General features: G+C 65.4%; 17 protein-coding genes and 2 pseudogenes. 7 read left to right on the top strand and 12 right to left on the bottom strand.

What is annotated here, in order from left to right:
- Positions 1-34: 34 nt before the first annotated feature.
- Together ASG11_RS08050 and ASG11_RS18370 are read left to right on the top strand one after the other, a co-directional pair.
- A complete protein-coding gene (locus ASG11_RS08050; RefSeq protein WP_055780539.1) occupies positions 35-3,358 on the top strand; it encodes a TonB-dependent receptor domain-containing protein in 3,324 nt (1,107 codons plus the stop codon).
- 70 nt (positions 3,359-3,428) lie between these two features.
- A complete protein-coding gene (locus ASG11_RS18370; RefSeq protein WP_082472668.1) occupies positions 3,429-4,406 on the top strand; it encodes a 2OG-Fe(II) oxygenase in 978 nt (325 codons plus the stop codon).
- Positions 4,407-4,410: 4 nt separating this feature from the next.
- On the opposite strand, the gene ASG11_RS08040 is transcribed toward ASG11_RS18370, so the two are convergent.
- Both ASG11_RS08040 and ASG11_RS08035 read right to left on the bottom strand, forming a co-directional pair.
- Positions 4,411-5,424, bottom strand: a complete 1,014-nt coding sequence (locus ASG11_RS08040; RefSeq protein WP_055777496.1) for an alanine racemase — start codon at positions 5,422-5,424, stop codon at positions 4,411-4,413.
- Positions 5,425-5,463: 39 nt separating this feature from the next.
- Complete coding sequence (locus ASG11_RS08035; RefSeq protein WP_055777493.1) at positions 5,464-7,083, bottom strand: MFS transporter; 1,620 nt, start codon at positions 7,081-7,083, stop codon at positions 5,464-5,466.
- On the opposite strand from ASG11_RS08035, the pseudogene ASG11_RS08030 reads away from it, so the two are divergent.
- Together ASG11_RS08030 and ASG11_RS19500 are read left to right on the top strand one after the other, a co-directional pair.
- Positions 6,971-8,452, top strand: a pseudogene (locus tag ASG11_RS08030) (esterase-like activity of phytase family protein); the annotation flags it as partial. The gene ASG11_RS08035 and the pseudogene ASG11_RS08030 overlap by 113 nt on opposite strands.
- 195 nt (positions 8,453-8,647) lie before the next feature.
- Positions 8,648-8,788, top strand: a pseudogene (locus tag ASG11_RS19500) (PEPxxWA-CTERM sorting domain-containing protein); the annotation flags it as partial.
- Positions 8,789-8,973: 185 nt separating this feature from the next.
- Here ASG11_RS19500 and mmsB read toward each other — a convergent pair.
- The 7 genes from mmsB to ASG11_RS07995 form a co-directional block, all read right to left on the bottom strand.
- Positions 8,974-9,855 carry a 3-hydroxyisobutyrate dehydrogenase gene (mmsB, locus tag ASG11_RS08025; RefSeq protein WP_055777491.1) on the bottom strand — a complete coding sequence of 294 codons (882 nt, stop codon included), beginning with the start codon at positions 9,853-9,855 and terminating at the stop codon, positions 8,974-8,976.
- Positions 9,856-9,987: 132 nt separating this feature from the next.
- Positions 9,988-10,761 carry an enoyl-CoA hydratase gene (locus tag ASG11_RS08020; RefSeq protein WP_055777486.1) on the bottom strand — a complete coding sequence of 258 codons (774 nt, stop codon included), beginning with the start codon at positions 10,759-10,761 and terminating at the stop codon, positions 9,988-9,990.
- A 100-nt stretch (positions 10,762-10,861) separates the two neighbouring features.
- On the bottom strand, positions 10,862-11,902 hold the full coding sequence (locus ASG11_RS08015; protein ID WP_055777483.1) for an enoyl-CoA hydratase/isomerase family protein: 1,041 nt from the start codon (positions 11,900-11,902) through the stop codon (positions 10,862-10,864).
- Between the two features lie 154 nt (positions 11,903-12,056).
- A complete protein-coding gene (locus ASG11_RS08010; protein ID WP_055777480.1) occupies positions 12,057-13,202 on the bottom strand; it encodes an acyl-CoA dehydrogenase family protein in 1,146 nt (381 codons plus the stop codon).
- 16 nt (positions 13,203-13,218) lie between these two features.
- Positions 13,219-14,514 (bottom strand): polysaccharide deacetylase family protein, encoded by a 1,296-nt coding sequence (locus ASG11_RS08005; protein ID WP_082472666.1) that lies wholly within the window; start codon positions 14,512-14,514, stop codon positions 13,219-13,221.
- Between the two features lie 67 nt (positions 14,515-14,581).
- A complete protein-coding gene (locus ASG11_RS08000) occupies positions 14,582-15,073 on the bottom strand; it encodes a hypothetical protein (protein ID WP_156363699.1) in 492 nt (163 codons plus the stop codon).
- A 177-nt stretch (positions 15,074-15,250) separates the two neighbouring features.
- Entirely contained in the window at positions 15,251-16,747 is a 1,497-nt protein-coding gene (locus ASG11_RS07995; protein WP_055777473.1) for a CoA-acylating methylmalonate-semialdehyde dehydrogenase, read from the bottom strand.
- Positions 16,748-16,852: 105 nt separating this feature from the next.
- Here ASG11_RS07995 and ASG11_RS07990 point away from each other — a divergent pair, with 105 nt between their 5' ends.
- Entirely contained in the window at positions 16,853-17,719 is an 867-nt protein-coding gene (locus ASG11_RS07990) for a LysR family transcriptional regulator (RefSeq protein ID WP_055777470.1), read from the top strand.
- 21 nt (positions 17,720-17,740) lie between these two features.
- Here ASG11_RS07990 and putA read toward each other — a convergent pair whose 3' ends face one another.
- Entirely contained in the window at positions 17,741-20,863 is a 3,123-nt protein-coding gene (gene putA / locus ASG11_RS07985; RefSeq protein WP_055777467.1) for a bifunctional proline dehydrogenase/L-glutamate gamma-semialdehyde dehydrogenase PutA, read from the bottom strand.
- Positions 20,864-21,088: 225 nt separating this feature from the next.
- A complete protein-coding gene (locus ASG11_RS07980; RefSeq protein WP_055777464.1) occupies positions 21,089-22,096 on the bottom strand; it encodes an aldo/keto reductase in 1,008 nt (335 codons plus the stop codon).
- A 337-nt stretch (positions 22,097-22,433) separates the two neighbouring features.
- On the opposite strand from ASG11_RS07980, the gene ASG11_RS07975 reads away from it, so the two are divergent.
- A complete protein-coding gene (locus ASG11_RS07975; protein WP_055777461.1) occupies positions 22,434-22,937 on the top strand; it encodes a MucR family transcriptional regulator in 504 nt (167 codons plus the stop codon).
- Positions 22,938-23,297: 360 nt separating this feature from the next.
- Complete coding sequence (locus ASG11_RS07970) at positions 23,298-23,849, top strand: CAP domain-containing protein (protein ID WP_055777458.1); 552 nt, start codon at positions 23,298-23,300, stop codon at positions 23,847-23,849.
- 3 nt (positions 23,850-23,852) lie between these two features.
- Here the strand turns inward: ASG11_RS07970 and ASG11_RS07965 are convergent, their stop codons facing one another.
- The gene (locus tag ASG11_RS07965) at positions 23,853-25,334 is read right to left on the bottom strand and encodes a tetratricopeptide repeat-containing sulfotransferase family protein (RefSeq protein ID WP_082472665.1); all 1,482 of its coding nucleotides are present in this window, start codon (positions 25,332-25,334) and stop codon (positions 23,853-23,855) included.
- Positions 25,335-25,365 lie beyond the last annotated feature (31 nt).

Below are 25,365 nucleotides of genomic sequence, written 5' to 3'. Positions count from 1 at the left end.
CACAACGTTGCGCCTGTTTTGGGGGATTTATTTCATGTTGAAGACCCGCCTTTTGGCGGCCACCGCACTCGCGGCTGGCGTTGCCATGTTTCCTGCCGGCGCTTTCGCGCAGTCAACTTCGCCTACGCCGGACACTTCCGTAACCGGTCAGCCCGTCAGCGCTGACGGCGAGGAAGCCGAAGAGGGCACGATCACCGTTACCGGATCGCGCATCCGTCGTCCCAACCTCGATTCGGCAATTCCGGTTACATCGATCGCAGGCGACGCCGTTTTCCAGCGCGGCAACACCAACATCGGCGAGGTATTGAACGATCTCCCGCAGCTTCGTAGCACCTTCTCACAGCAGAATCCGGGCTTGGGCATCGGGATCGCGGGTTTGAACCTGCTCGATCTTCGTGGTCTAGGCACGGCGCGTACGCTGGTACTCGTAAACGGGCGCCGTCACGTTCCTGCCGACATTCTCAACAATGCGGTGTCGCCTGACGTCAATACGATCCCGAACGATCTGATCGAGCGGGTCGACATCGTGACCGGCGCGCAGTCCTCGGTTTACGGTTCCGATGCTATCGCAGGCGTCGTCAACTTCATCTTACGTCGTGACTACGATGGCCTGCAGGTTCGCGGCCAAGCGGGCGTTACGGGTAAGGGCTTTGGTGGCAACCAATATGTGTCGGCCATGGCCGGCAAGAATTTCGCCGACGGCCGGGGCAATATCACGCTGCACGGCGAATATTCTCACCAGGAACGCGTATTTGGCTCGGACATCGATTCTTTTCGCCAAAATGACGCTTTGGGCGTAGTCGATGTCGATACCGCCGGTTTGCCAAACGGCAGCGACGGTTTCCCCGACCGCATTTTCATCCGTGACATTCGCAGTGCCAGCATCAACCGCTATGGCCTCGTGCCGATCACGCAATCGGGTTCCTCAGCCCTGTGCGGTACCGGCATCGGTTCGACCAACGGCGCACCGGGCATCGGTTCCGGGTCTTCGGTCGGTACGCCTTACAACTGCACTTATGTATTCGGTCAGGATGGTCGCCTGTCGCCGCAAACCGGCACGCGCTACGGCCAGGGCATCATCGGCGGTATCACGGGCGGTAACGGCCAGACCGGTCGCGAAGGCCAGCTTTTGTCGGTTCTGCCGTATCAGCAGCGCCTGAACTTCAACCTTCTCGCGCATTTCAAGGTCAGCGAAGCCTTCGAGCCGTTCATCGAAGCCAAATGGAACCGCGTCGACACGCGCGGTTCGAACGCCGGTCCCTCGTTCATCCAGGGCCAGTTCACCCAATTCGATTTGCGCGAGCGCACCCGTCTCGACAACCCATTCCTGAACCCTGCAGACCGCGCGACGATCGCAAACGCGATCCTGGCATCGGGTTGCAACACCAGCTTGTCGGCGGCATGCAACGTCACCGGCGTTGCCAGCACCTTCAACCGTGTGGCTGCATTCGGAGCCGGCACGCAAGGTACGGCGGGGCCACTCAACGCCGCCGATATCGCGGCGATCAACGCCGGCACTTACCGGTTCGTGACGGCGCGTCAGTTGGCTGACTCGGGCATCCGTGACGAAAAGTTCCGTCGCGATACCTATCGCATCGTCGGCGGTGTCCGCGGTGGGTTCAATGATGACTGGAACTACGAAGTTTCGGTGAACTACGGCAAGTTCAAGGAAGACACGACTACGTTCGGGTATCTCGATCGTCAGCGGTTCATGCTGTCGCTCGACGCCGGACGCAATCCGGTCACCGGTGCGATCCAATGTCGTGCACAGTTCGATCCCGCTTCGGCCGTCGGTTTGGCCGGCACGGGCGGCGCGGCTCGCCTCGCCAACGACATCGCAGCATGCGTGCCTTACAACCCGTTCGGCGGTTCCGATAACAGCGCGGCGTCGAACTATTTCAGCTACAATGCCCGTAACAAGGCAAGCCTTTCCCAGTTCGACGTGCAAGGCTTCGTTGGTGGCGACCTGAGCCAGTTGTTCGAACTGCCGGGCGGTCCAATCGGCTTCTCTCTCGGTGGCGAATATCGCCGTGAAAAGGCGAGCTACACGAACGATCCGTTCGTCGATAGCGGTGCGACCAACGCAGTTGCCATCGGCCAGTTCAACCCGCCGACGTTCGAAGTGAAGGAAGCATTCGGCGAAATCCGTATTCCTCTGCTCAAGAACGTTCCGTTCTTCGAAGAGTTGACTTTGAACGGTGCCGGCCGCGTTTCCGACTATAAGGGTGCGGTTGGAACGGTTTATACGTTCAACTATGGTGGTGAATGGGCGCCGGTGCGCGATATTCGCTTCCGCGCAAATTATGGTAAGTCGGTTCGCGCTCCAAACGTCTCGGAGACGGGCTTCCCGGCGGTTGCGAACTTCGCGCCTGGCTTCCTCGATCCCTGCGCTTCGGGCAACATCGCCGCCAACCCGAACCGTGCTGCAAACTGCCTCGCGGATCTTGGCCCGACGCTGCTGGCCGGCCTGCCGAACAACACGTATTCGCTGAACATCATCAGCGGCAGCAATCCAAACTTGCAGGCTGAGACGTCCAACTCGCTCACCATCGGTGCGGTCGTGCAGCCGCGCTTCATCCCTGGGTTGTCGCTGAGCGTCGATTACTACAACATCAAGGTGAACGGCGTCATCGTCTCGTTGACGGCACAGGCGATTGCCAATGGTTGCTATGACCAGCCAAGCCTGGCCAACCCGCTGTGCGCAGTCTTCACGCGTTACCGCGGCACCGGTGCTGGTCCTCTGGGCGAGGCACCCGGCCAGATTCTCGGCAACTCGCTGGTTTCGGCACCTGTGAACTTCGCCAAGCGCGTTCGTCGCGGTATCGACGTAAACTTTGCCTATCGCACGGAGATCGGCAGCAACGTGCAGTTCAGCACCAACCTGATCTACACGCATGGTTTGCAGTCGAGCAACTTCGAGAATCCATCGGTTCCCACGTTCGAAAACCGACTGCTGAGCGAACTCGGCGATCCTAAGAACGAATTCCGCCTGGACAATGATTTGACTGTCGGAGATGTTACGTTCGGTTACCGCCTGCGGTACATCGGCCCGATGTATGTAAACGCATACGAGGACTTCAACGCACTGCCAGCAGCCTGCACCGCCGCCGGTTGCCCGCCGAATAACGCGGACTATTCCGACATCCGCACCTACTCGCGGGTGTTCTACAACGATCTGCGTTTCACCTGGAACCTGAAGGATCTTGGAAACTTCGGTAAGGAGTTCCAGTTTTACCTGGGCGTCGACAACGTGCTGGACAAGCAACCGCCCTTGGGAAGCACTGGCACCGGTGCAGGCAGTTCGATCTACGACATCCGTGGCCGTAACTTCTACACTGGCATTCGCGCACGGTTCTAAATTGCGGCGAGATGCGGTATTTTTTGGGGGCTGGTGGATTTTCCACCGGCCCCTTTTTTTGGGGTGATTAATGAGCAAAGCTGTTTTGATTGCCGATCGCTTCCTCGCCCAAGGTCGAATTGAAGACGCCGTTGCGACCATAGAACGAGCAAGTGCCTCGGAAGACTCCGATGCCTCATTCCTCCTCGCGTTGTGGAAACTGGCGGGGGAGCCGTTGGCACGCGATCTGACAGGTGCACGCGGCTTACTTCGGAAGGCTACAACAGCCGGCAACGTGGATGCCGCGCTAGTTGAGGTTGCCTTGGTCGCCAATGGCACTGGCGCAGCGCCAGATTGGGCAAAAGCGCGCAACTTACTGGAACAGATGGCCAACCGAAACGATATCGCCGCGGCTCAACTCGCCTTGATTGAGCGCATGGCGATTGACGTTGACGGTATGCCAACACAACTCCCCAACAAAAAGAAAATTGCTGAAAAACCCGATGTATGGCATATCGAAGGTCTTTTCACTCCCGAAGAATGCCTTCACGTCGCCCAAAGCGCAGCCGACTTGCTGCAACCCGCAGTGGTTGTCGATCCACAAACGGGACGGAATATTGCTAATCCGGTGCGGACCTCAGACGGCGCAGTCATCGGCCCGACCAGAGCAACGATGGTTGTCCAAGCATTGACGCGCCGTATTGCTCGAATTACGAATACCGAGTGGCGCCAGAGCGAGGCAATTTCCATATTACGGTATCGTCGAGGACAACAATTTCGTCCTCATCTCGATGCCCTTCCCTCCACTCATAATCAGCGCATTCGCACCGTTCTAGTATATCTCAATGACGGCTTTAAAGGTGGGGCAACCTACTTTGTTGGGCACAAGCTGAGAATTAGCCCAAAGGCCGGTGATGCAATTATTTTCAACAACGTTACGATGGATGGTGATATCGACCACGCCGCCCAACATGCCGGCGAACCTGTCTTGGAAGGCGTAAAGTGGCTTGCGACAAGCTGGATCCGCGAGCGTCCCTTTGACGTTTGGACGGGGCCGGAATTTACGTAAATCCTCAGCCCCATTGCCTTGCAAACCGCCCGCCCAACCCGGTCAACAATTCGTATTGCGACATGCCCGACAGCGCCGCCGCCGCCGGGAGCGCATAGTCCAGCGCGACCCAGTCGCCTTCCGCCAGCGATGTGGCGGTCACGTCCAGCGCGACGAGGTCCATCGAGACCCGGCCGATCACCGGGCAAGTGCCCTGCCCGGCCGATCCCTTGTCCGAGAAGCCGCGGAAATAGCCGTCGGCATAGCCGAGGTTGATGATCGCCACGTCGGTGTCGACAGCGGCGGTCCACGTGGCGTTGTAGCCGACGGTTTCGCCGGCGCGGACCCGGCGGCGCTGGAGGATCTGCGCCTCCGGGGTGACGACCTGGCGGATCGTATCGGACAGTTCCCCGCGCGGGATGCCGCCGTAGAGCGCCAGACCGGGCCGGGTCAGGTCGAAGGCATATTCCGCGCCGAGGGCGATGCCGGCGGAGTTTGCGAGGCTCATCCGACGGGCGGAGGTGCGGCCGGCGAGCGCGGCGAACGCGGCAAGCTGGCGCGCATTCATCGCCACGTCCTCGTCGGCACAGGCGAGGTGGCTCATCAGCGTGTGGATCTCCAGCCCCGCGAGCGCGGCGAGATCGTCGGGCGACAGGCCGAGCCGGTTCATGCCGGTATCGACCATCACGTCGCACGCGCCGCCGCCGGCCGCCTGCCAGCGCGCGACCTGCGCCGGTGTGCTCAGCACCGGGCGGGCGATGCCGGACAGCGCCAGTGGCAGATCCTCGTCGCGCACGCCGTGCAGCACCGACACGGTCAGGCCGAGCGGAGCAAGTGCCTCCGCCTCCGCCCAGTTGGAGACGAAGACGTCACGGCATCCGGCCTCGGCCAGCCGCGTCGCGACGCCCGGCGCGCCGAGCCCGTAGCCGTCGGCCTTCACCGCCGCGCCGCACGCCGCGCGGCCGCTCATCCGGGCGAGCGCGCGCCAATTGCCGGTCAGCGCTTCAGTATCCAGGCGGAGGCGTAGAGGTGCGGTCACGCGGAAGCGGTTAGCCCCGCGCGCGCGCGGGCGCCAGCCTTAGTCGGCCCAGCCCGCCTCACCGTGCGCGCCGCCGCGCTTGCGTTCCGTATAGCCGATCAGCGTCACGACCAGCGCCATCGCCACCACGCACCATGTATACCACAGGCCGGCATAGGGATTGCCAGTGCGCGCGACGATATACTGGCTGATGAAGGGCAGGAAGCCGCCGAAATAGCCGGTGCCGATATGATAGGGGATCGACATCGAACTGTAGCGGATGCGCGGCGGGAACATCTCCGACAGCATCGCCGCGACCGGGCCGAACGTGCTGCCCGACAATGCGCCTAGCACGAGGATGGCGAGCAGGATCACCGCGATGTTGAGCGGCGGAGGCACGACCTTGTCGAGCGTGTAGCCCGCCTTGGTCATGGCCGCATCGAGCCCGGCGGGGCTGATGTCGCTCACCCGTTCCCCGCCGATCGCCACGATCGTCGCCGGCGTGCGGCCCTTGGTGTAGGTGACGCCCTTCTTTGAGAAATAATCGAGCAGCCGGCCGCATTCGTCGGCCTGTTTCGCGGCGAACGGGTCGTAGGCGCAGCGCGGGCCGGAGACGAACACCGGCGCGCGCCGTGCCGCCTGCGCCAGCCCCGGATTGGCCGCGCCGCCCATCGCCCAGAAGACCGGGAACAGCAGCACGAGCGTGGCGGCATAGCCGACCACGATCGGGATCTTGCGCCCGATGCGATCGGACAGGCGGCCGAACAGGACGAACCAGAACAGGCCGGAGGCGGCACCCAACCCGACGATGAGCTGCGCGGCGGTTTCCTGCACGCGCATCGTCTGTTGCAGGAACGACAAGACGGTGAACATCGCGGTGTACCAGATCACGGTCAGCCCGGCGGCGATGCCGAACAACGCGACGAACAGCCTCTTCAGGTTGCCGGGATAGGTGAAGCTTTCGACGAAGGGGTTCTTCGCCGTTTCACCTGCGGCCTTCATCGATCGGAACACCGGGCTTTCGGACAGTTTCAGGCGCATCCACAGCGATACCGCGAGCAGCACGAGCGAGAAGACGAACGGCAGGCGCCAGCCCCAGGCCTCCCATACCGAGGTCGGCAGCACGCCTTTCGTGATCAGGACGACCGCGAGGCTGAGGATGAAGCCGCCGACCACGCTGGCCTGGATGAAGCTGGTGAAATAGCCGGATTTCCCGGGCGGCGAATGCTCCGCGACATAGATCGCCGCGCCGCCATATTCGCCGCCCAGCGCAAGGCCCTGCAGGATGCGCAGCAGGATCAGGATGAAAGGTGCGGCAAGCCCGATCGACGCGGCGGAGGGGACGAAGCCCATGCCGGCGGTCGCCACGCCCATCAGCGTGATCGTGACGAGGAAGGTGTATTTGCGGCCGAGCCTGTCGCCGAGAAACCCGAACAGCACCGCGCCCAGAGGCCGGAAGCCGAAGCCGACCGCGAAGCCGGCCCAGGCGAACAGGGTCTGCAACAGTTCCGACCCGCCGGGAAAGAAGGTGCGGCCGATGATGCCGGAGGCGGCGAGCGTGCCGTAGATGAAGAAATCGTACCATTCGAACGCGGTGCCGAGCGACGACGCGGTGATGACGAGCTGGATTTCCTTGCGCGTCGGTGCCGGCGTGGCGGCGTCGGTTGCCGTGGTCATCATCGTCTCCCCTGAAGCACGAGGTTTAGCGGGATTGACCGGGGCGGCAAGCGGTCTGGTGGGGGCGACGGGGTCTTGCCGACGGATCGGCGATCGACACGGCCCGAAGATCTCGTGGCACCGTCACGGCGTCGTAACAGATCGCCGGTACCTCGGCGTTAATCAAACGGGGGAAGTCTTCATGCGTAATCTGGTATTGGCCGCGGTGTCGGCCACGAGCGTCTTTGCGTCCATGCCCGCGCGGGCGATCGAATTCGTCAATGCGCTGCGTATCCCCAATATCATCACTGGTGCCAACGATGCCAATCGCTTCGGCGGCTTCGGATCGGACCTCGTCTACAATCCCGCCGACGGCCTGTATTACGGGATGACCGATCGCGGCCCCGGCGGCGGCCTGCTCGATTATGCCCCGCGCATCCAATCCTTCTCGCTCGACGTCGCGACCAACGGCACGATCTCGAACTTCGCCGCGCGTGCACCGATCATCTTCACCCGCGACGGCGTTGCATTCAGCGGACAGAACCCGGGCCTGCTCGCCGGCGACAAAGCCGCGCTCGGCCGCTCGTTCGATCCCGAAGGTCTCGCGATCCGCAGCAACGGCAATTTCATCGTGTCCGACGAATATGGTCCGTCGATCTACGAATTCGACAGCCAGGGCCGGTACATCCGCGCCTTCACGATCCCGGCCAACCTGCTGCCCAAGCAGGCCGACGGCACGCCCAATTATGTCGATGGCCGTCCGACGATCACCAGCGGCCGCCAGGACAATCGCGGCTTCGAAGGGCTGACGCTGTCGAACGACGGCACGAAGGCCTATGCGATCCTGCAGGATCCGCTGGTCAACGATGGCCCGGTCAATGGCGGCGAAGCGCAGGGGCGTCGCGGCCAGAACCTGCGCATCGTCGAGTTCGACGTGGCGACTGGCGCGGCGACGGCGCAATTCGCCTACACGCTGGAGAGCATCGCCGACATCAACGGGCGCATTCCCGGCACCGCGAACGACTTCACCGCGACCCAACAGGGTCGCTCGATCGGCGTATCGTCGATCACGCAATTGCCCGACGGCCGCTTCCTGGTGATCGAACGCGACAATCGTGGCTGGGGCGTCGACGATACCGCCAACCGCCTGCCGATCGGATCGAAGCGGGTCTATATCGTCGACAAGACCGGCGCGACCGACATCAGCAATCTGTCGCTCGCCGGCCTGTCGGCGCTGCCGCTGGGCGTCACCGCGGTCAACAAGGGCACCCAGCCGTTCCTCGACATCCAGGCGCTGCTCGCCGCCGCCGGGGTGCCGATCGTCGAGAAGATGGAAGGCCTGGCGTTCAGCCCGATGCTGGCCGATGGCGGCCGCGCGTTGTTCATCATCAGCGACAACGATTTCTCGGTAACGCAGTTCGACGGCAGCAGCACGCAGTTCGAATATTGCAGTTCGGGGCCGGAGGCGAATGCGGTCTCGTTCACCCCGGCGCTCGGCACGCCCTGCCCCGCCGGCACCGCGCTGATCCCGACCTTCCTCTATTCGTTCAAGCTGAGCGCCACCGAAGCCGCCGCGCTCGGCTTCGCGACCTCGGCCGTGCCCGAACCGGCCAGCTGGGCGATGATGATCGGCGGGCTCGGTCTTGTCGGTGGGGCCATGCGCCGCCGCAGGGTCAAGTTCGGTTCGCGTAACGGATCGTTTTACCGCGAACGGAAAGCCGTCAGCTGACCGGCTGGCGGCTTTTCGTGTGGCTATCCCGGCGGAAGCAGAACCCGATATCGCCGATATCATGCCTGCGCCTCGTGCTCGGTAACATAACGGCGCATGACGCGGTTGCTGGGCGATCGGTCCCGACCTCAATCGGGATGACGATGTAGCCCGGCTGTTTCGGGATGGTGTCGCCCCACTCCCCGCTATTTGCCGTCCAGCATCCGGATGATGCCGGAAAAATCGACGCCGCCCTGCCCGTCCGCGTTGAACGTCTCGTAGAGTTCCGCCGCCTTAGCGCCCATCGGCGTCTGCGCGCCGGCGCCCTGCGCCGCTTCCATCGCGAGCCGCAGATCCTTGAGCATCAGTGCGGTGGCGAAGCCGCCCTGATAATCATGGTCGGCGGGCGTATCGGGGCCGACGCCGGGCAGCGGCGCATAGCTCGTCATCGACCAGCTCTGACCCGAGGATACGGAGGAGATATCGAAGAATTTCTGCGGATCGAGGCCAAGTTTCCGCGCGAGCAGGAACGCCTCGCACGTGCCGGCCATCGTGACGCCCAGGAGCATGTTGTTGACGATCTTCGCCGCCTGGCCGCTGCCGTTCGCGCCGGCGTGGATCACCGCCTTGCCCATATCGGCGAGGAACGGTTCGGCGCGATCGAAGCCCTCCGCGCTGCCGCCGACCATGAAGGTGAGCGTGCCGGCATTGGCGGCGCCGATTCCGCCCGAGACGGGGGCATCGACCGCGGTGAAGCCCCTGGCCTGGGCGGCCTCGGCGATGCGCTTGGCGGTGGCGACATCGATCGTCGAGCAATCGATCAGGATCGCGGAGGTCGGCGCGTTGGCGAACACGGCGTCGGTATAGACGCTTTCCACATGCTTGCCGGCGGGCAGCATCGTGACGACCGCCTCGGCACCGTCGAGCGCCTCGGCGGTGCTGGCGGCGGGCAGGCAACCGGCCTTCGCCGCGCGTTCCAGCGCCTCGGACGAGAGATCGAAGGCGCGAACGTCGTGGCCGTTCTTCGCGAGGTTCGCGGCCATGCCGCCGCCCATGTTGCCGAGGCCGATAAATGCTACGCGTGCCATTCTTTCTCTCCTATCTTCTGCTCCCCTCCCGCTTGCGGGAAGTGTCGGGGGAGGGCCTGATCGCAACCGTCGGATGCCGACCAGTACGGCCCCTCCCCTAGCCCCTCCCGCAAGCGGGAGGGGGATTTTAAGTCACTTCCCCGTCCAAACGCCCGGGCGCTTCTCGACGAACGCCGCCATGCCCTCCTTCTGGTCGCTGGTGCCGAACAGGCCGTGGAACAGGCGGCGTTCGAACTGCACGCCCATCGCCAGGCCGGTCTCGAACGCGGCGTCGACCATTTCCTTGTTCGCCTTGACCGCGAGCGGGGCCATGCCGGCGATCGTCGTGGCGGTCTTCACCGCATCTTCGACCAGATCGGCGGCGGGGACGATGCGGCTGACCAGGCCGGCGCGCTCGGCCTCTTCGGCACCCATCATGCGTCCGGTGAGCACCATCTCCATCGCCTTGGCCTTGCCGACCGCGCGGGTCAGGCGTTGCGAGCCGCCCATGCCGGGGGCGACCGCAAGCTTGATCTCGGGCTGGCCGAACCTGGCGGTATCGGCGGCGAGGATGAAATCGCACATCATCGCCAGTTCGCACCCGCCGCCCAAAGCAAAGCCGGCAACGGCGGCGATGATCGGCTTGCGGGTTTTCGTCAGCGTCTCATAGCCGCTGAAATGGTTGGTGCCGTACATTTCGGCGAACCCCTGCGCCTGCATCTCCTTGATGTCGGCGCCGGCGGCAAAGGCTTTCTCGCTGCCGGTGAGGACGGCACAGCCCTGGCTGTCGTCGGCGTCGAACGCGGCGAGCGCGGACAGCAGATCGGCAAGGACCTGCGCGTTGAGCGCGTTCAGCGCCTGCGGGCGATTGAGCGTGATCAGCGTGACGGGTCCGCGCTGTTCGACGAGGATGGTTTCGTAGGTCATTCTATCTCTCTCCGTCGTCCCGGCGAAGGCCGGGACCGCTGTGTTTATGTCTGGCCGGCTGCCCGTTGCGCGGCGGTCCCGGCCTCCGCCGGGACGACGTTTAACCCGGCGTCCACGCCTCTCCGTCCGGCAAGGGCGCGAAGATCTGGTCGATGACGTGATCGGCCACGCCTTCCGGCGTGGCCGGGTTCCAGTTCGGGGCATGGTCCTTGTCCACGATCACAGCGCGGACGCCCTCGAGGAAATCGTGGCGCTGGACCACGTGCGCGCCGACGGCGTATTCCTGGCGCATCTCGTCCTCGAACGTCGGCATCATCGCGCCTTCGTGGAGCAGGCGGAGCGAGACCTTCATCGTCTGGGGCGACTTGGTCTTGAGCGTGGCGAGTTGCTGCCCGGCCCATTCGCTCTCGTCCGCCGCCAGCGCGGCGAAGATGTCTTCCAGATCGTCCGACGCGAACAGCCGGTCGATCTCGGCGCGGTGCGCGAGAATGCGGGCTTCGGGAGCAGGCACGGACAGGTCATCGAGGATCGCGGCGATGGTCTGCGGATCGGCGACGATGCGGGCCTTGGCATCGTCCAGCGCGGAACTCGGGAGATAATGGGTGGCGAGGCCCAGCGCGAGGCACTCGGCTCCGTCGAGCCGGTGGCCGGTAAGCGCGAGATACTGGCCGGTGCGCCCCGGCAGGCGCGAGAGATACCAGCCGCCGCCGACATCCGGGAACAGGCCGATGCCGGTTTCGGGCATCGCAAATCTGGTGTTCTCGGTCGCGATGCGGAAATCGCAGGGCAGCGACAGGCCGACGCCGCCGCCCATCGTGATCCCGTCCATGAACGCGATCGTCGGTTTGGCGTAGGTGAACAGGCGGTGGTTCATGCGATATTCGACATGGAAGAAGGCGCGCGCCTCCGCCCCGTCCTTCGCGCCGCTTTCGGCGAGCATGCGGATGTCGCCGCCGGCGCAGAAACCCCTGCCCTCGACGTGGTCGATAAGGACCGCGGCTATGTCAGCGTCGGTGGACCAGGTGTCGAGCGCGGCGAGGATTGCCTGGCACATCGGTGTGTTGAGCGCGTGTATCGCCTTCGGACGGTTAAGCCGGATGCGCGCGATCGGGCCTTCGGTGAGGGTGAGGACGTCGCTCAAATTCCTTCTCCCATCAGGAGAGGGAGGGAGGAGCGAAGCGACGGAAGGGTAAGGGTGATGGGACGTAGGCTGTCGCCCTCACCCTTCCCACTCGGCTGCGCCTCGCGGGCCCCTTCCCTCTCCCAAAGGGAGAGGGAGATGTGCGGAATATGGGTCATTGGCGGGTCAGCTCCCGACCGATGATCATGCGCATCACCTGGTTGGTGCCCTCCAGGATCGAATGGACGCGCAGGTCGCGCCAGAAGCGCTCGATCGGGTAATCCTGCAGATAGCCGTATCCGCCATGCAGTTGCAGCGCGCGATCGACGATGCTGGAGCCGCTGTCGGTCGCGAGACGCTTGGCCATCGCCGAGAAGCGCGACTTGTCCGGCGCATCGGCACTGACCTTGGCGGCGGCGAGATAGAGCAGCGCGCGCGCCGCTTCGAGGTCGGTCGCCATGTCGGCGAGGGTGAATTGCGTGTTCTGGAAATCGGACACCGGCTGGCCGAATTGCTGGCGATCCTTGGTATAGGCGATCGATTCATCGAGGCAGCGTTGCGCGCCGCCCAGCGAACACGCACCGATGTTGAGCCGGCCGCCGTCCAGCCCGGCCATCGCAAAGCGGAAACCGTCGCCCTCCGCGCCGACGCGATTCTCGACCGGGACGCGGCAATCCTCGAAGATCACCTGCGCGGTCGGCGAGGCGTTCCAGCCGAGCTTGCGCTCGGGTGCGCCGAACGACAGGCCCGGAGTGTCCTTCTCGATCACGAGGCAGGAGATGCCCTTCGACTTCTCCTCGCTGGTGCGCACCATGCAGACATAGATGTCGTTATAGCCGGCGCCCGAGATGAACTGCTTGGTGCCGTTGAGGACGTAGTGATCGCCGTCGCGGCGTGCGCTGGCCTTCAAGGCAGCGGCATCGGAGCCGGAGCCGGGTTCGGTGAGGCAATAGCTGGCGATCTTGTCCATGCTGACGAGATCGGGGAGGAAGCGCGCCTTGATCTCCGCGCCGCCGAACCGGTCGATCATCCATGTCGCCATGTTGTGGATCGAGATGTAGGCGCTGGTCGCCGGGCAACCATAGGCCATCGCCTCCATGATCAGTGCCGCCTCCAGCCGGCCGAGGCCGATGCCGCCGCTCTCCTCGCCGACATAGATCGCGCCGAAGCCGAGTTCGCCCGCCGCCTTCCACACATCGACCGGGTAGTGGCGTTTCTCGTCCCATTCGCCGGCGAACGGGGTGATGCGATCGGCGGTGAATTTGCGCGCCAGATCCTGGATCTCGCGCTGCTCGTCGGTAAGGTCGAACTGGTTGGTCATGGTCTCTCTTTACGGATCAGGAACAGCGAATGAAGGCACGGTCGCCGGCACCACCGCCGGTCATACGCAATTGGCCGGGCAATGTGCCGAGCGCATCGGGGCCGAGGCTCAGGGTGCGCGCCAGCGTGCGGCGGCCGGTGGGCGTGGGCAACAGGAAATCGCCGTCGATGCGACGCGGCGCGACGCGCGACACGGACGCCGCCATGGCATAACGCTTGGGCGAACCGGCGATCTCGATCGTGGCGTAGCCGAGCGTGAGGCGGGCACGGGCATCGGGCGACTGCCAGCAGCCGCGCAGGGGCACCGGGATGTGCGGCAGCGCCGCCGCCTTCGCGAGGGCCGCGCCATCGGGCAGCGCCTCCGTCCCCGCGCCGTGCAGCACACGATCGGTGAACAGCGCCGTCGCGACCTTACGGTCATTGCGATCGAACCAGCGTTGGCCGGGCAGCTTGTGCGCCCAGGCGAGCTGCTCGGCGAGCGTGCCGTTGGCCCAGGGAATGTCGGGCTGGACGCGGTAGGCAGGATCGGCGAAGGCGCGGTCGGCGGTGACGATCGTCCACCCGTCGCGCCTCAGCGCCGCGACCAGATCGGCGACGAACAGCGCGGCGATATCGGTTTCGTGCAGGAGCAGCATCTGCGGCACCGCGCGGCCCAGCGTGCGGCGCATGAGATCGTCGGAGAAGTTCGCCGATTGCACCATCGTCTCGACATACAGATCGCGCAAGGCGGCCATGTCGATCGGCTTGCCCGCCTTCTTCGCGGCGATCGTCTGGCCTTCCATGAACCAGTCCGAGCCGTCGACCGAGGCATAGCCGTTGCGCAGGCCCCGCGCCTTCAGCCCGGCGCGCACCGCATCGCGCTTGGCCTTGTTCGGCCCGCCCTCGTCGAGCGCGGGGAAACGGAACCACGGGCGGAAACCGGGGCGGCCCTTAAGCCAATCGTCAGCCTTGTCGATCTGATCGACGAACGCCGCCGCGGAGATGGCCGAAAGGTGCGCGTGCAGGAAGGTGTGGTTGGCGATGACGTGCCCCGCCGCGACATAGCGGCCGATGCGCTGCTCGTCGCCGTCGCCCGGGGTGATGCGGCCGGGATTGAGGAAGAACGCGGCCTGCTCGACGCCCGCATCGCGTAACGCGGCGATCAGCTTCGTATTGCGCCGATCGACGGAGAGGAACGCGCCCGGCCCGCGCGGTGCGTCGTCGAAGCTGAGCGCGATCGTCTTGACGGGCGGCACCGGCATCACCGTGGCGACCGCGACCGGATCGGGCCGGGCCGCGACGAGGACGGCGGCGAGCAGAAGGAACGCGCGCATCCTAGCCCCGCCGCACGTGACGGGCTGCCCGATCGGAAGAGTCGATCCGCGCGTTCATCCATCCTGTTTAGCAGCGCTCATAGCGGTACGTCTTGACCGGAGATTGGCCGGTCCGCTGCAAAACTGTGCCGGCAGCGGTCAATTCCAGCGTCTCGCGCGTGCGCCATTCCCGGCCCTCGCCCTTATAGGCGAGATCGGCGACGACTTTGTAGCGCGACGGGCCACCGACCACGGTCGCGGTCGCGGTGGCCTCGTAGAAGGTCAGGGTATTGCCCTTGACGATCAGCAGCCCCTTCGTATCGGCGCGCGAAATGTCGCAATCGGCCGGGCGCATGCCCCAATGCCCTTCGAACGCGGGCGGCAGCGCGGCCGCCGCCGGAGCCTTGCCCGGTTTGGCGGCGACGACCGGCAGGCCCTTGGCGACCCTGGTGTCGGGCGAGGCCTCGACCTTGGCCATCGCGGCCTCGGCCTGCGCATCCTTGTCGGTGGTGGAGGTCTTGCCCGAACAGGCGGTGAGCGTGGCGGCGGCGAGCAGGCCGGTCAGAAGATGGCGGATCATGAAGGCGTCCTTCGCGAATGAAGCGAAAGGGAAACGCAGCGAGAGCCACGCACGATCCATCGCCCCGCACTGCCGCGCTCGATCCGCCGCGCGTGCGCCGGGCGGGGGGCCGTGCCGGATACCGATTCCATCATGCGTTTTCCCAGCTCTTCCGCCCCGAGGCACTTCGCGGCAGGTTCAGCCCATCGTCGGAATCACGAACGCGTTGCTGCCGTCCGGCGCTCCGTCCGGCCAGCGCTGGGTGATGGTCTTCACCTTGGTCCAGAACTTCACGCCTTCCATGCCGTGCTGGTTGGTGTCGCCGAACGCGCTGCGCTTCCACCCGCCGAACGTGTGATAGGCGACCGGCACCGGGATCGGCACGTTGATGCCGACCATGCCGACATTGACGCGCGCGGCGAATTCGCGCGCGGCGTGGCCGTTGCGCGTGAAGATGGCGACGCCGTTGCCGTATTGATGCTCGCCCGGCAGGCGCAGGGCATGTTCGAAATCGTCGGCGCGGACGATCTGCAGGACGGGGCCGAAGATCTCCTCCTTGTAGGATTCCATCTGCGGCGTGACGTGATCGAACAGGGAAGGCCCGATGAAGAAGCCCTTCTCGTGCCCCTGAAGCTCGAAGCCGCGGCCGTCGACGACCAGTTCGGCGCCCTCGTCGACGCCGGTCTGGATCCAGTTCTCGACGCGCTGCTTGTGCGCGGCGTTCACTACCGGGCCGTAATGCGCGTCGCTATCGGTGCTGACGCCGACGCGCAGCGCGGCGATGGCGGGGATCAGCTTCTCGCGCAGGGCGACGGCGGTTTTCTCGCCGACCGGCACGACCACCGGCAGCGCCATGCAGCGCTCGCCAGCCGAACCGAACGCCGCACCGGACAGATCGGCGACGACCTGATCGAGATCGGCATCCGGCATGACGATGCCGTGATTCTTCGCCCCGCCCATCGCCTGTACGCGCTTGCCCGCCGCGACACCGCGCTTGTAGACGTAATGCGCGATGTCGGACGATCCGACGAAGCTGACCGCGCTGATCGCCGGGTGATCGAGAATCGCGTCGACCATCTCCTTGTCGCCGTGCACGACCTGCAGAATGCCCTCCGGCAGGCCAGCTTCGAGGAACAGCTCGCCGAGGCGCACCGGCACCGACGGATCGCGCTCGCTGGGCTTCAGGATGAAGGCGTTGCCGGTGGCGATCGCGACGCCCGACATCCAGAGCGGGATCATGCCGGGGAAGTTGAACGGCGTGATGCCGGCACCGATGCCGAGCGGCTGGCGCATCGAATAGACGTCGATGCCCGGGCCGGCCCCCTGCGTGTATTCGCCCTTCAGCACATGCGGGATGCCGCAGCAGAATTCGATCACTTCGAGGCCGCGCTGAATGTCGCCCTTCGAATCCGCGATGACCTTGCCGTGTTCGGACGACAGCAGGTGCGCCAGCTCGTCCATGTTCTTCTCGACCAATGCCTTGAAGTTGAACATCACGCGGGCGCGGCGCTGCGGGTTGGTCGCGGCCCAGCCGGGCTGGGCCTTCAGCGCGGCGGCGACGGCCTGGTCGAGCAGCGCCTGATCGCCGAGATTGACGCTCGCCTGCACCTGACCGGTATTGGGATCGAACACGTCGCCGGTGCGCGTGGCTCCGCCGCCGGAATGGCCCGCGATCAGATGATCGATGACGCGCATACATGCTCTCCTGAAGAATTCTATTGGCGGCCCCTATCCCACCGGGCATTTATGCATGCAAGCCATCATCTTTGCCGGTGGCATGTGCGTTTTTGCGGGGGCGTGGTGGGAAATTGGGACGATCTGCGCATATTCCTCGCCGTCGCGCGCGCCGGGCGACTGGCGGCGGCGGCGCGGCTGTTGGGGATCGACGTGACGACAGTATCGCGCCGCCTCGCCCGGCTGGAGGCGGCGCTGGGCGCGGCCGTGTTCGAGACGGTCGGCGGCGAGCGGCAGCTGAGCGAGACGGGCCAGGCATTGCTGTTGCAGGCGGAGACGATCGAGACCGCGGTGCTGTCCGCCACCGAGGGCGATCGGGGCGCGTCGCTCGCCGGGCACGTGCGACTGAGCCTGGCCGAAGGGCTCGCCACGCATCTCGTCGCGCCCGCCGTGGCGGCGTTCCGCGCGGCGCATCCCAACGTGCGGCTCGACCTGATCACCGCGTCCGGCTTCCTCAATCCGTCCAAGCGCGAGGCGGATGTCGCGGTGATGCTGGCGCGACCGCGCAACCGGCAGTTGCGCGCGGCGAAGCTCGCCGATTACGTGCTGCGGCTGTACGCGACCGACGAGTATCTGGCGGCGCACGGTGTGCCCGAAAGCGCCGCCGCGCTGAACGGGCACACGCTCATCTCCTACGTGCCCGAGCATATCCATGCGGTGGAGCTGGATTATCTGTCGGAGATCCATGACGGGCTGGTCGCGCGGGCGCGCAGCACGAGCATCAACGTGCAGCATGCGATGATCCGCAGCGGCGCCGGGATCGGCATCCTGCCCGATTTCATCGCGCGGCGCGATCGGACGCTGACCGGCGTGCTGCCCGCCGTCGCGCTCGGCCGCAGCTTCTGGCTGGTCACGCACGAGGACACGCACGGCACGCCGCGCATTCAGGCGGTGACGGAATGGCTGCGCGAGGTCGCCACGGGAGTCGCGTGAGGTGCGTTCGGGCCCAGACCTTCAACTTGCGAGCAGGGTCGCGTTCCCGCCAGCCGCCGTCGTATCCACGCACACCGTCCGCTCGGTCGCGAACCGCGCCAGATAATGCGGTCCCCCGGCCTTCGGGCCGGTGCCGGACAAGCCCTCGCCGCCGAACGGCTGGCTGCCGACGACCGCGCCGATCTGGTTGCGGTTGACGTAGATGTTGCCGACGCGCGCGCGCGCCGTGACGCGTTCGATCGTCGTGTCGATGCGGCTGTGCACGCCTAATGTGAGACCGAAACCGGTGGCGTTGATCGCATCGATCACCGCGTCCAGGCCGTCCGCCGGGAAGCGGACGACGTGCAGCAGCGGCCCGAAATTCTCCTGGGCGAGCGCCGAGATCGCCGGGATCTCGAACACGGCCGGCGCGACGAAATCGCCCCGCCCGGCCGGGATCGGCAGCTTGCACAAGGCGGCGCACGCCAGATCGGCGCTGTGATCCTCCAGCGACTTGCGCGCGGCGGCATCGATCACCGGGCCGATATCGGTCGACAAGAGGCGCGGATCGCCGACCGTCAGCGCGCGCATCGCGCCCGCGATCATCTCCAGCATGGCGTCGGCGATATCCTCCTGCAGATACAGCACGCGCAGCGCCGAGCAGCGCTGCCCGGCGCTCTGGAAGGCGGATTGCACGACGTCGCGCGTGACCTGTTCGGGCAATGCCGAACTGTCGACGATCATCGCGTTCTGCCCGCCGGTCTCGGCGATCAGCGGCACGATCGGGCCATTGCGCTGCGCGAGCGTGAGGTTGATCGAACGCGCGGTGGCGGTCGACCCGGTGAAGACCACACCGGAAATCCCCTCATGCGCGACCAGGGCGGCGCCGACCTCGCCGCCGCCGGGCAGCAGGTGCAGGATATCGGCGGGAATGCCGGCCTCGCGCAGCAATTCCACCGCGCGCGCGGCAATCAGCGGGGTCTGGCCGGCGGGCTTGGCGATCACCGCGTTGCCGGCGGCAAGCGCGGCGGCAACCTGTCCGGTGAAGATCGCCAGCGGGAAGTTCCACGGGCTGATCGCCGCGATCACGCCGCGACCGTGCAGCGTGAGCGTGTTCGATTCCCCGGTCGGGCCGGGCAGCGGCTCGCCGGGAATGAACTGGCGGCGTGCCTCTGCCGCATAATAGCGCAGGAAATCGACCGCTTCGCGCAGTTCGAGGATCGCGTCGCCCAAGGTCTTGCCGGCCTCGCGCACGCAGAGCGACAGCAACTCGTCGCCATGCGCCTCGTAGAGATCGGCGGCGGCATCCAGCGCGTCGGCGCGGCGCTCGACCCCGGCGGCATCCCAATCGGGCTGCAGCTTCTCGGCGAGCGCGATGGCGCTGGCGACATCGTCGGGCGTGGCTTCGACGACCGTGCCGACGGCGATGCTCCGATCGAATGGCGCGGTCACCGACCTGACGGTGCCCTTCCCCGTCTTCCTGCCGATCATCGGCACGGCCTTTGGCCTGGCGCTCTCCAGCCTGGCCAAGCGCGCCATCAGCGGTTCGCGCACCAGCGGATCGGACAGGTCGATGCCCGCGCTGTTACGGCGGCTCGGCGCGAACATGTCCTTGGGCAGAGGAATGCGCGGGTTGCGCTTCGGCTCCAGCGCGCGCGTGGTTTCGACCGGATGATCGATCAGCGCATCCACCGGCAGATCGGCATCGGCCAAACGATTGACGAACGACGCGTTGGCGCCGTTTTCGAGCAGGCGACGGACGAGATAGGCGAGCAGTTCCTTGTGCCCGCCGACCGGCGCGTAGATGCGCACCGGGGTCGGCGCATTGCCCTCGCCGACGCGTAGCACGTCGTACAGATCCTCGCCCATGCCGTGCAGGCGCTGGAACTCGAACGGGGTTTCGCCCGCCATCGCCTTGATCGCGGCGACGGTGGCGGCATTGTGCGTGGCGAAGCCGGAATAGATCGTGTCGCTCGCCTCCAGCAGGCGGCGCGCGCCGGCGAGGTACGACACATCGGTGGAGGATTTGCGCGTGAACACCGGGTAATCGACGAATCCGCCGACCTGACTGGCCTTGATCTCGCTATCCCAATAGGCACCCTTGACGAGCCGGACCATGATGCGGCGATCATGCTTGCGGGCCAGCGCCACCGTCCAGTCGATCAGCGGCAGCGCGCGCTTCTGATAGGCCTGGATGACGATGCCGAAGCCGCGCCAACTCCCCCCGCCCTTCTGCTCGAACAAAGCGTCGTCGGCGACGAGCGCCTCGATCAGGTCCATCGACAGATCGAGCCGGTCGGCCTCTTCCGCATCGATCGCGAGGCAGATGTCGGCGGCGGAGGCCTGGGCGACCAGTTCGCGCAGGCGCGGCAGCATCTCGGCCATGATCCGTTCCGATTGCGACCATTCGTAGCGCGGATGCAGCGCGGAGAGCTTGACCGAGACGCCGTCCACGCTCTCGACCTCGCCGTGGCCGCGCGCCTTGCCGACGGCGGCGATCGCGCCCTTGTACGCGTCGAAATAGAAGTCGGCGTCCGCTTGCGTCCGCGCCGCCTCGCCCAGCATGTCGAACGAATGCGTCTCGCGCCCGGTGCCGCCGCGCTTCAGCGCCTCGCCGATCGTGCGGCCGAAGACGAAATGATGGCCGAGGATGCGCATCCCCTCGAACAAGGCGCGGCGGATCACCGGCTTGCCGAGGCGGGTCACGGCCTTGCGCGCGATCGTCGCCCAATCGTCCACATCGCCGAGCGTCACCACGCTGCCGGTAAGCATCAGCCCGAAGGTGGAGGCGTTGACGAACAGGGATTGCGAGCGGCCGAGATTGGCGCTCCATTCCTTGCCGCCGATCTTGTCGGCGATCAGCCGGTCGCGCGTCGCCGCATCGGGGATGCGCAGCAACGCCTCGGCCAGGCACATCAGGGCGATGCCCTCCTCGGTGGACAAGGCATAGCTCTGCAACAGGCTGTCGACCGCATTGCCCTCGCCGCGCGATCGGACGCCTTCGACCAGCGTGCGCGCAAGCGCCTGGGTCGCGGCGATTTCGTCCGCCGGTGCGATTGCCTGGGTGAGGCGTTCGGCGATGCACGCCTCCTCGTCCATGCGATAGGCGGCATGGACGGCGGCGCGGCTGACGGGTGAAAGGCTGGGGGTCGTGGTGCTGGGCATGACGCCCTCTATCGTACCAGATGATACGAAATCAAACCTCGCCTTGTCCAAAACAGGCGGCATCTGGGGTGCCTTATGCCGTTCCGACACTATCCGTCATTCCCGCGCGGGCGGGAATCCATACCGGCTTACCTATCGCTTCCCAAAACACGTCAGGACTTAGGATCCCCGCCTGCGCGGGGATGACGGTTGCCATATGTGTTCCAACAAGGCCGGGGCCGCCCATCAGGCGGCGATGTCGTCCGGCCAGCTTTCAGTATCGATCGCCGCCTGCATCGGCGGCGAATAGCGATGCCCAGCCACCGCGCCGGGCGTGAAGATCGCATCGATTTCGGCCAGCGTCGCGGCATCGAAATCGAGCCCAGCGGCGGCGAGATTTTCCTCGAGATGCGCGATGTTGCCGGTGCCGGGAATCGGGATGACGTCCTCGCCCCGCGCCAGCACCCAGCCGAGCGACAATTGCGCCGGTGTGCATCCGACGCGCGCGGCGATCGCGTCGAACCGGTCGGCGAGTGCGAGATTGCGCGTCAAATTCGGCTCCACGAAGCGCGGCATCGCGGCGCGGATGTCGCCCGCCACAAAGTCCGCATCGCGCACCGCACCGGCCAGGAAACCGCGCGCGACGGGCGAAAAGGCCACGAAGGCGATGCCGAGGTCCCGGCATGCCTCCAGCACGGCGATTTCGGGATTGCGCACCCAGGGGGAATATTCGGTCTGGAGCGCGGTGATCGGGTGCACCGCATGCGCGCGGCGCACCGTGGCGGCGGACATCTCGCTCAGCCCCAAGCTGCCGATCTTGCCCGCCTCCTTCGCGCGGACCAATGCACCGACCGAATCCTCGATCGGCACCTTCCGGTCGAGCCGGTGGAGATAATAGAGATCGATATGATCGGTACCGAGCCGTTGCAGCGCGGCATCCAGCGTGCGGGCGATGGCCGCCGGGCTGGCGTCGAGCACGCGCTCGCCATCGACCATATCGAGCACGCATTTGCTGGCCAGCGTGAACTCCTTGCGCCGGTGCATCACCGCCTTGCAGATCAGCCGCTCGCTCGCGCCGGCGCCGTAGATCGCGGCGGTATCGAGGAAGGTGCAGCCGAGATCGAGCGCGCGGTTGAGCAATCGCGCGCCCTCCGCTTCGCCCGGAGGGGTGCCGTAGGCATGGTTGAGGTTCATGCAGCCGAGGCCGATCGCGGAAACGGTGAACGGGCCGATCTGGCGGGTGGGCAGGGTCAAGGTGGTTCTCGCAGCGACGGTGGAATGTCGGGTGTCACGCTATCGTGTACGGAGCAATCGGGGAAGTCGCATGACCGGTCGGTCCGTTAATGCGCAGAATTCTTCATGCGCCAATGCCACCGGGCAATCTTCCGTTCGATTTCAGCAACGCGTATCCTATAACAGCGCTGTCGCGAGTAAGACCATAATCAGACACTCGAGAATTGCCGCGAACCAAAGCAAAGAACGAATTTTACAATTTTTCGTGTAATAAACTGTACGTCGTACATCATATCCATTATAGTACCACTTGTCGGGGGTCGACACTGCACGCTTTGCAAATGATAATGGAGTCAGAATGTCCGACGAAGCACCCTGGAACGCCGTGGAATTGGCGACCGAACTGACCATCGCTTGGCTCGGCAACGCGAACAATCGCGTTTCGGCAGACGAGGTTCCCGCTTTTCTGCGTGCGATGCATGCCACGGTGAGCGAATTGTCGGGCACCCCCGCGTCCGACCAGTCCGCGACTGCAGCAACGAGCGAAGAGCATGTACCGGCCGTTTCGGTGCGTCGTTCGCTTGCTTCGAAGGATCATATCCTGTCGATGATCGACGGCAAGCCGTACAAGGCCTTGCGTCGCCATCTGACCACCAACGGCCTGACGCCGGAACAATATCGCGAACGCTATGGCCTGCGGGCGGACTATCCGATGGTTTCGGAGAATTACTCGGCCGCGCGGCGCGACATGGCAATCCGCATCGGACTGGGATCGAAGGGTCGGAAGGCCAAGGCCGATGGGGCGTCGACCGCCGGCGCGCCGGCCAAACGCCCGGGTCGCAAGCCCAAGACCGCGGAATAAAGTCTCTTTTCTACCCAGGCAAAGCCGCTGGTCGAGAGACCGGCGGCTTTTGTCGTCGGGCTTCCGATCAGAAAACGATCAGCGGCACGATTACGATACCGGCCCACATCACGGCCGAGATCAGCGCGGCGGCAGCCAGCCCGCGCGCCATGCGCACACCCGATTTGCCGGGGATCAGTTCCAGCACGACCCGTCTCCTATCTTATCGTTATTTTTATCGTTAAGCTAAATACGCTCGAGACGCAATTTAGTTGCTTGCTGTGCCCGATGCTCCGGCTGGAGACTTGGCCGTTTCCACGCGATCGTGCATAGCGGATGCCGATGCAGGATCGGTCGGCGCAACGAACCCACGGAGCCGGGATGCTCGGCAGGTTGCTCGGATTCCTGGTGCTGGCAGGCACGGCCTCGGCCGGCGCCGGCCAGACGGTCGAGTGGCGTCGGACGATGGCGCCCGCGCCGCGCGGCGACGCGCTGCTCCGCTTCACGATGCTGAGCGAGCATAACGACGCGCGCTCCGCCGTCGGCCTGGAGCCGCTGTCGTGGGACGATCGCCTCGCCGCTTCCGCCGCCGCCTATGCCGGGAGCCTTGCCCGCGACAACCGCTTCGAACACGCACGCCAGGCCGACGGCCCGGATCGCCAGGGCGAAAATCTCTGGATGGGCACGAGGGACGCCTACACCTTTCGCGAGATGATCGACGGCTGGACCGACGAACATCGCTTCTATCGCCCGGTGCCGGTGCCCTATTCCAGCAGCACCGGCCGCTGGAGCGACGTCGCGCATTATACCCAGATCGTCTGGCACGACACGACCGCGCTGGGGTGCGCGATCGCCAGCAACCGCGCGAACGACTTCCTCGTCTGCCGGTATGCCGCACCCGGCAACGTCATGGGCGAAGTGCCGTTCGAGTGATGCTCAGACGGCAGCGGCAGACTCATTGCCGTAATACGCGTCGATGAACGGTTGCAGGAATTCGCGGTACGGTTCCGCCACGCCCAAACCGTCGCGGTTGATCGGCCGGCGCACCTGCAGCGAACTGGCGGTGGCGACCCGGCGTTCGGTCAGGTGCGGGGTATAGGCCGCCGCCTCTTCGTCCAGGCCGCAATGCGCGAGCAACCGCGCCGTCCACAGCGCCGGATCCTCGACCAACGCGCCGTACGGTACGACCAGCAGGCGGTCGCCGAGCTGCTCCTTCCAGAACGCCATCAACCGATCCTCCAGCTGGAAATGGTGGGCGATGTCTTCGAGATCGAAGCTCCACGCGACACCGTGGATGAAGAAGGTGCGGAAGCACGACCAGGCGCTGTCGAGCGGATCGCGGCGCATCCAGATCAGCGGCGCATCGGGCAAGGCGGCGGCGATCAGCCCCATGCAGCGGCTGACGTCGATCGTCTTGTCCACGATCCGGCCGGTCGGCCCGAAGCGCTCTTCCAGCAGATGCAGATAAAGGCCGCCCAAGTCATCGAGACTGCCGCCGCGCGCGACATATTGCGCGACCGCATCGCCGGAGACGCCGCCGACCGACACCGCCATATGCTGGACGAAATTGAGTTCGCCGCCGTCCAGCACCGCGCTGTGGCTGGCGAGGATCTGTTCGACCAGGGTGGTGCCCGATCGCGGCAGGCCGGTGACGAAGATCGGGCGACTGGTGTCGATCGTCTGCTTCTCGCGCATGCGATCGAAGAAATCGTGCGAATATCCGGTCATCGTCGATTCGGCGTTCGCGGCATTGGCCTCGCGGCCGTATGGCGTCAGCGACTTCAACAGCGCGGCGCCACGCGCGAACGCGGCGAAGGCCGCCGCGTGATCGCCGCGATCGACGTGCAACTTGCCGAGCGCGTAATGATAGCGCGCCAGGTCGGCCGGACCCTGTCTTTCGGCCACCGACCGTTCGGCGAGCAACTGCTCGCCGATCGGATCGGTCTTCAGATTGCCGACCATGACCAGGGAGAGCCAGGCGGGGCCCCAGCCGGGCCGATGCTTCAGCGCGGTCAGCAGATGCGCACGCGCCTCGTCGATCCGCCCGAGCGTCATCGCCGTATTGCCAAGCACATAGGCACGGCCGGCCCGGTCCGGCACGTCTTCCGGCAATTGCGTCAGCAGGTCCTGCGCCTCCTGCAACCGCTGCGCCTGGGTCAGCAACACGACCTTCGAATAGCGTGCGCGCGGCTTGTCGGCGGCGGACGCGATGAAGGCATCGATCGCACGGAGCGCCAGGTTGAACTCGCCGCTCACCTGCATCAGCTGCGAGATGGCCTGCCATTGCTCACCGAGCGGCGCGGCACCATCGAGCAATGCCGCGACGACGCGATTCGTCTCGGTGCGGTCCTTGCGCGCCAGCGCGGCCTTCATCCGGGCGACAAGCGGAAGAATTTCAGTGGCATTCAGTGCGGGCATGGTGCTCGGTTCAGTCCGTCAAGAGGGATGT

It is taken from the genome of Sphingomonas sp. Leaf357 (assembly GCF_001423845.1).
Classification (GTDB): Bacteria; Pseudomonadota; Alphaproteobacteria; order Sphingomonadales; family Sphingomonadaceae; genus Sphingomonas.
This window is presented reverse-complemented; position numbering and strand designations above follow the sequence as displayed.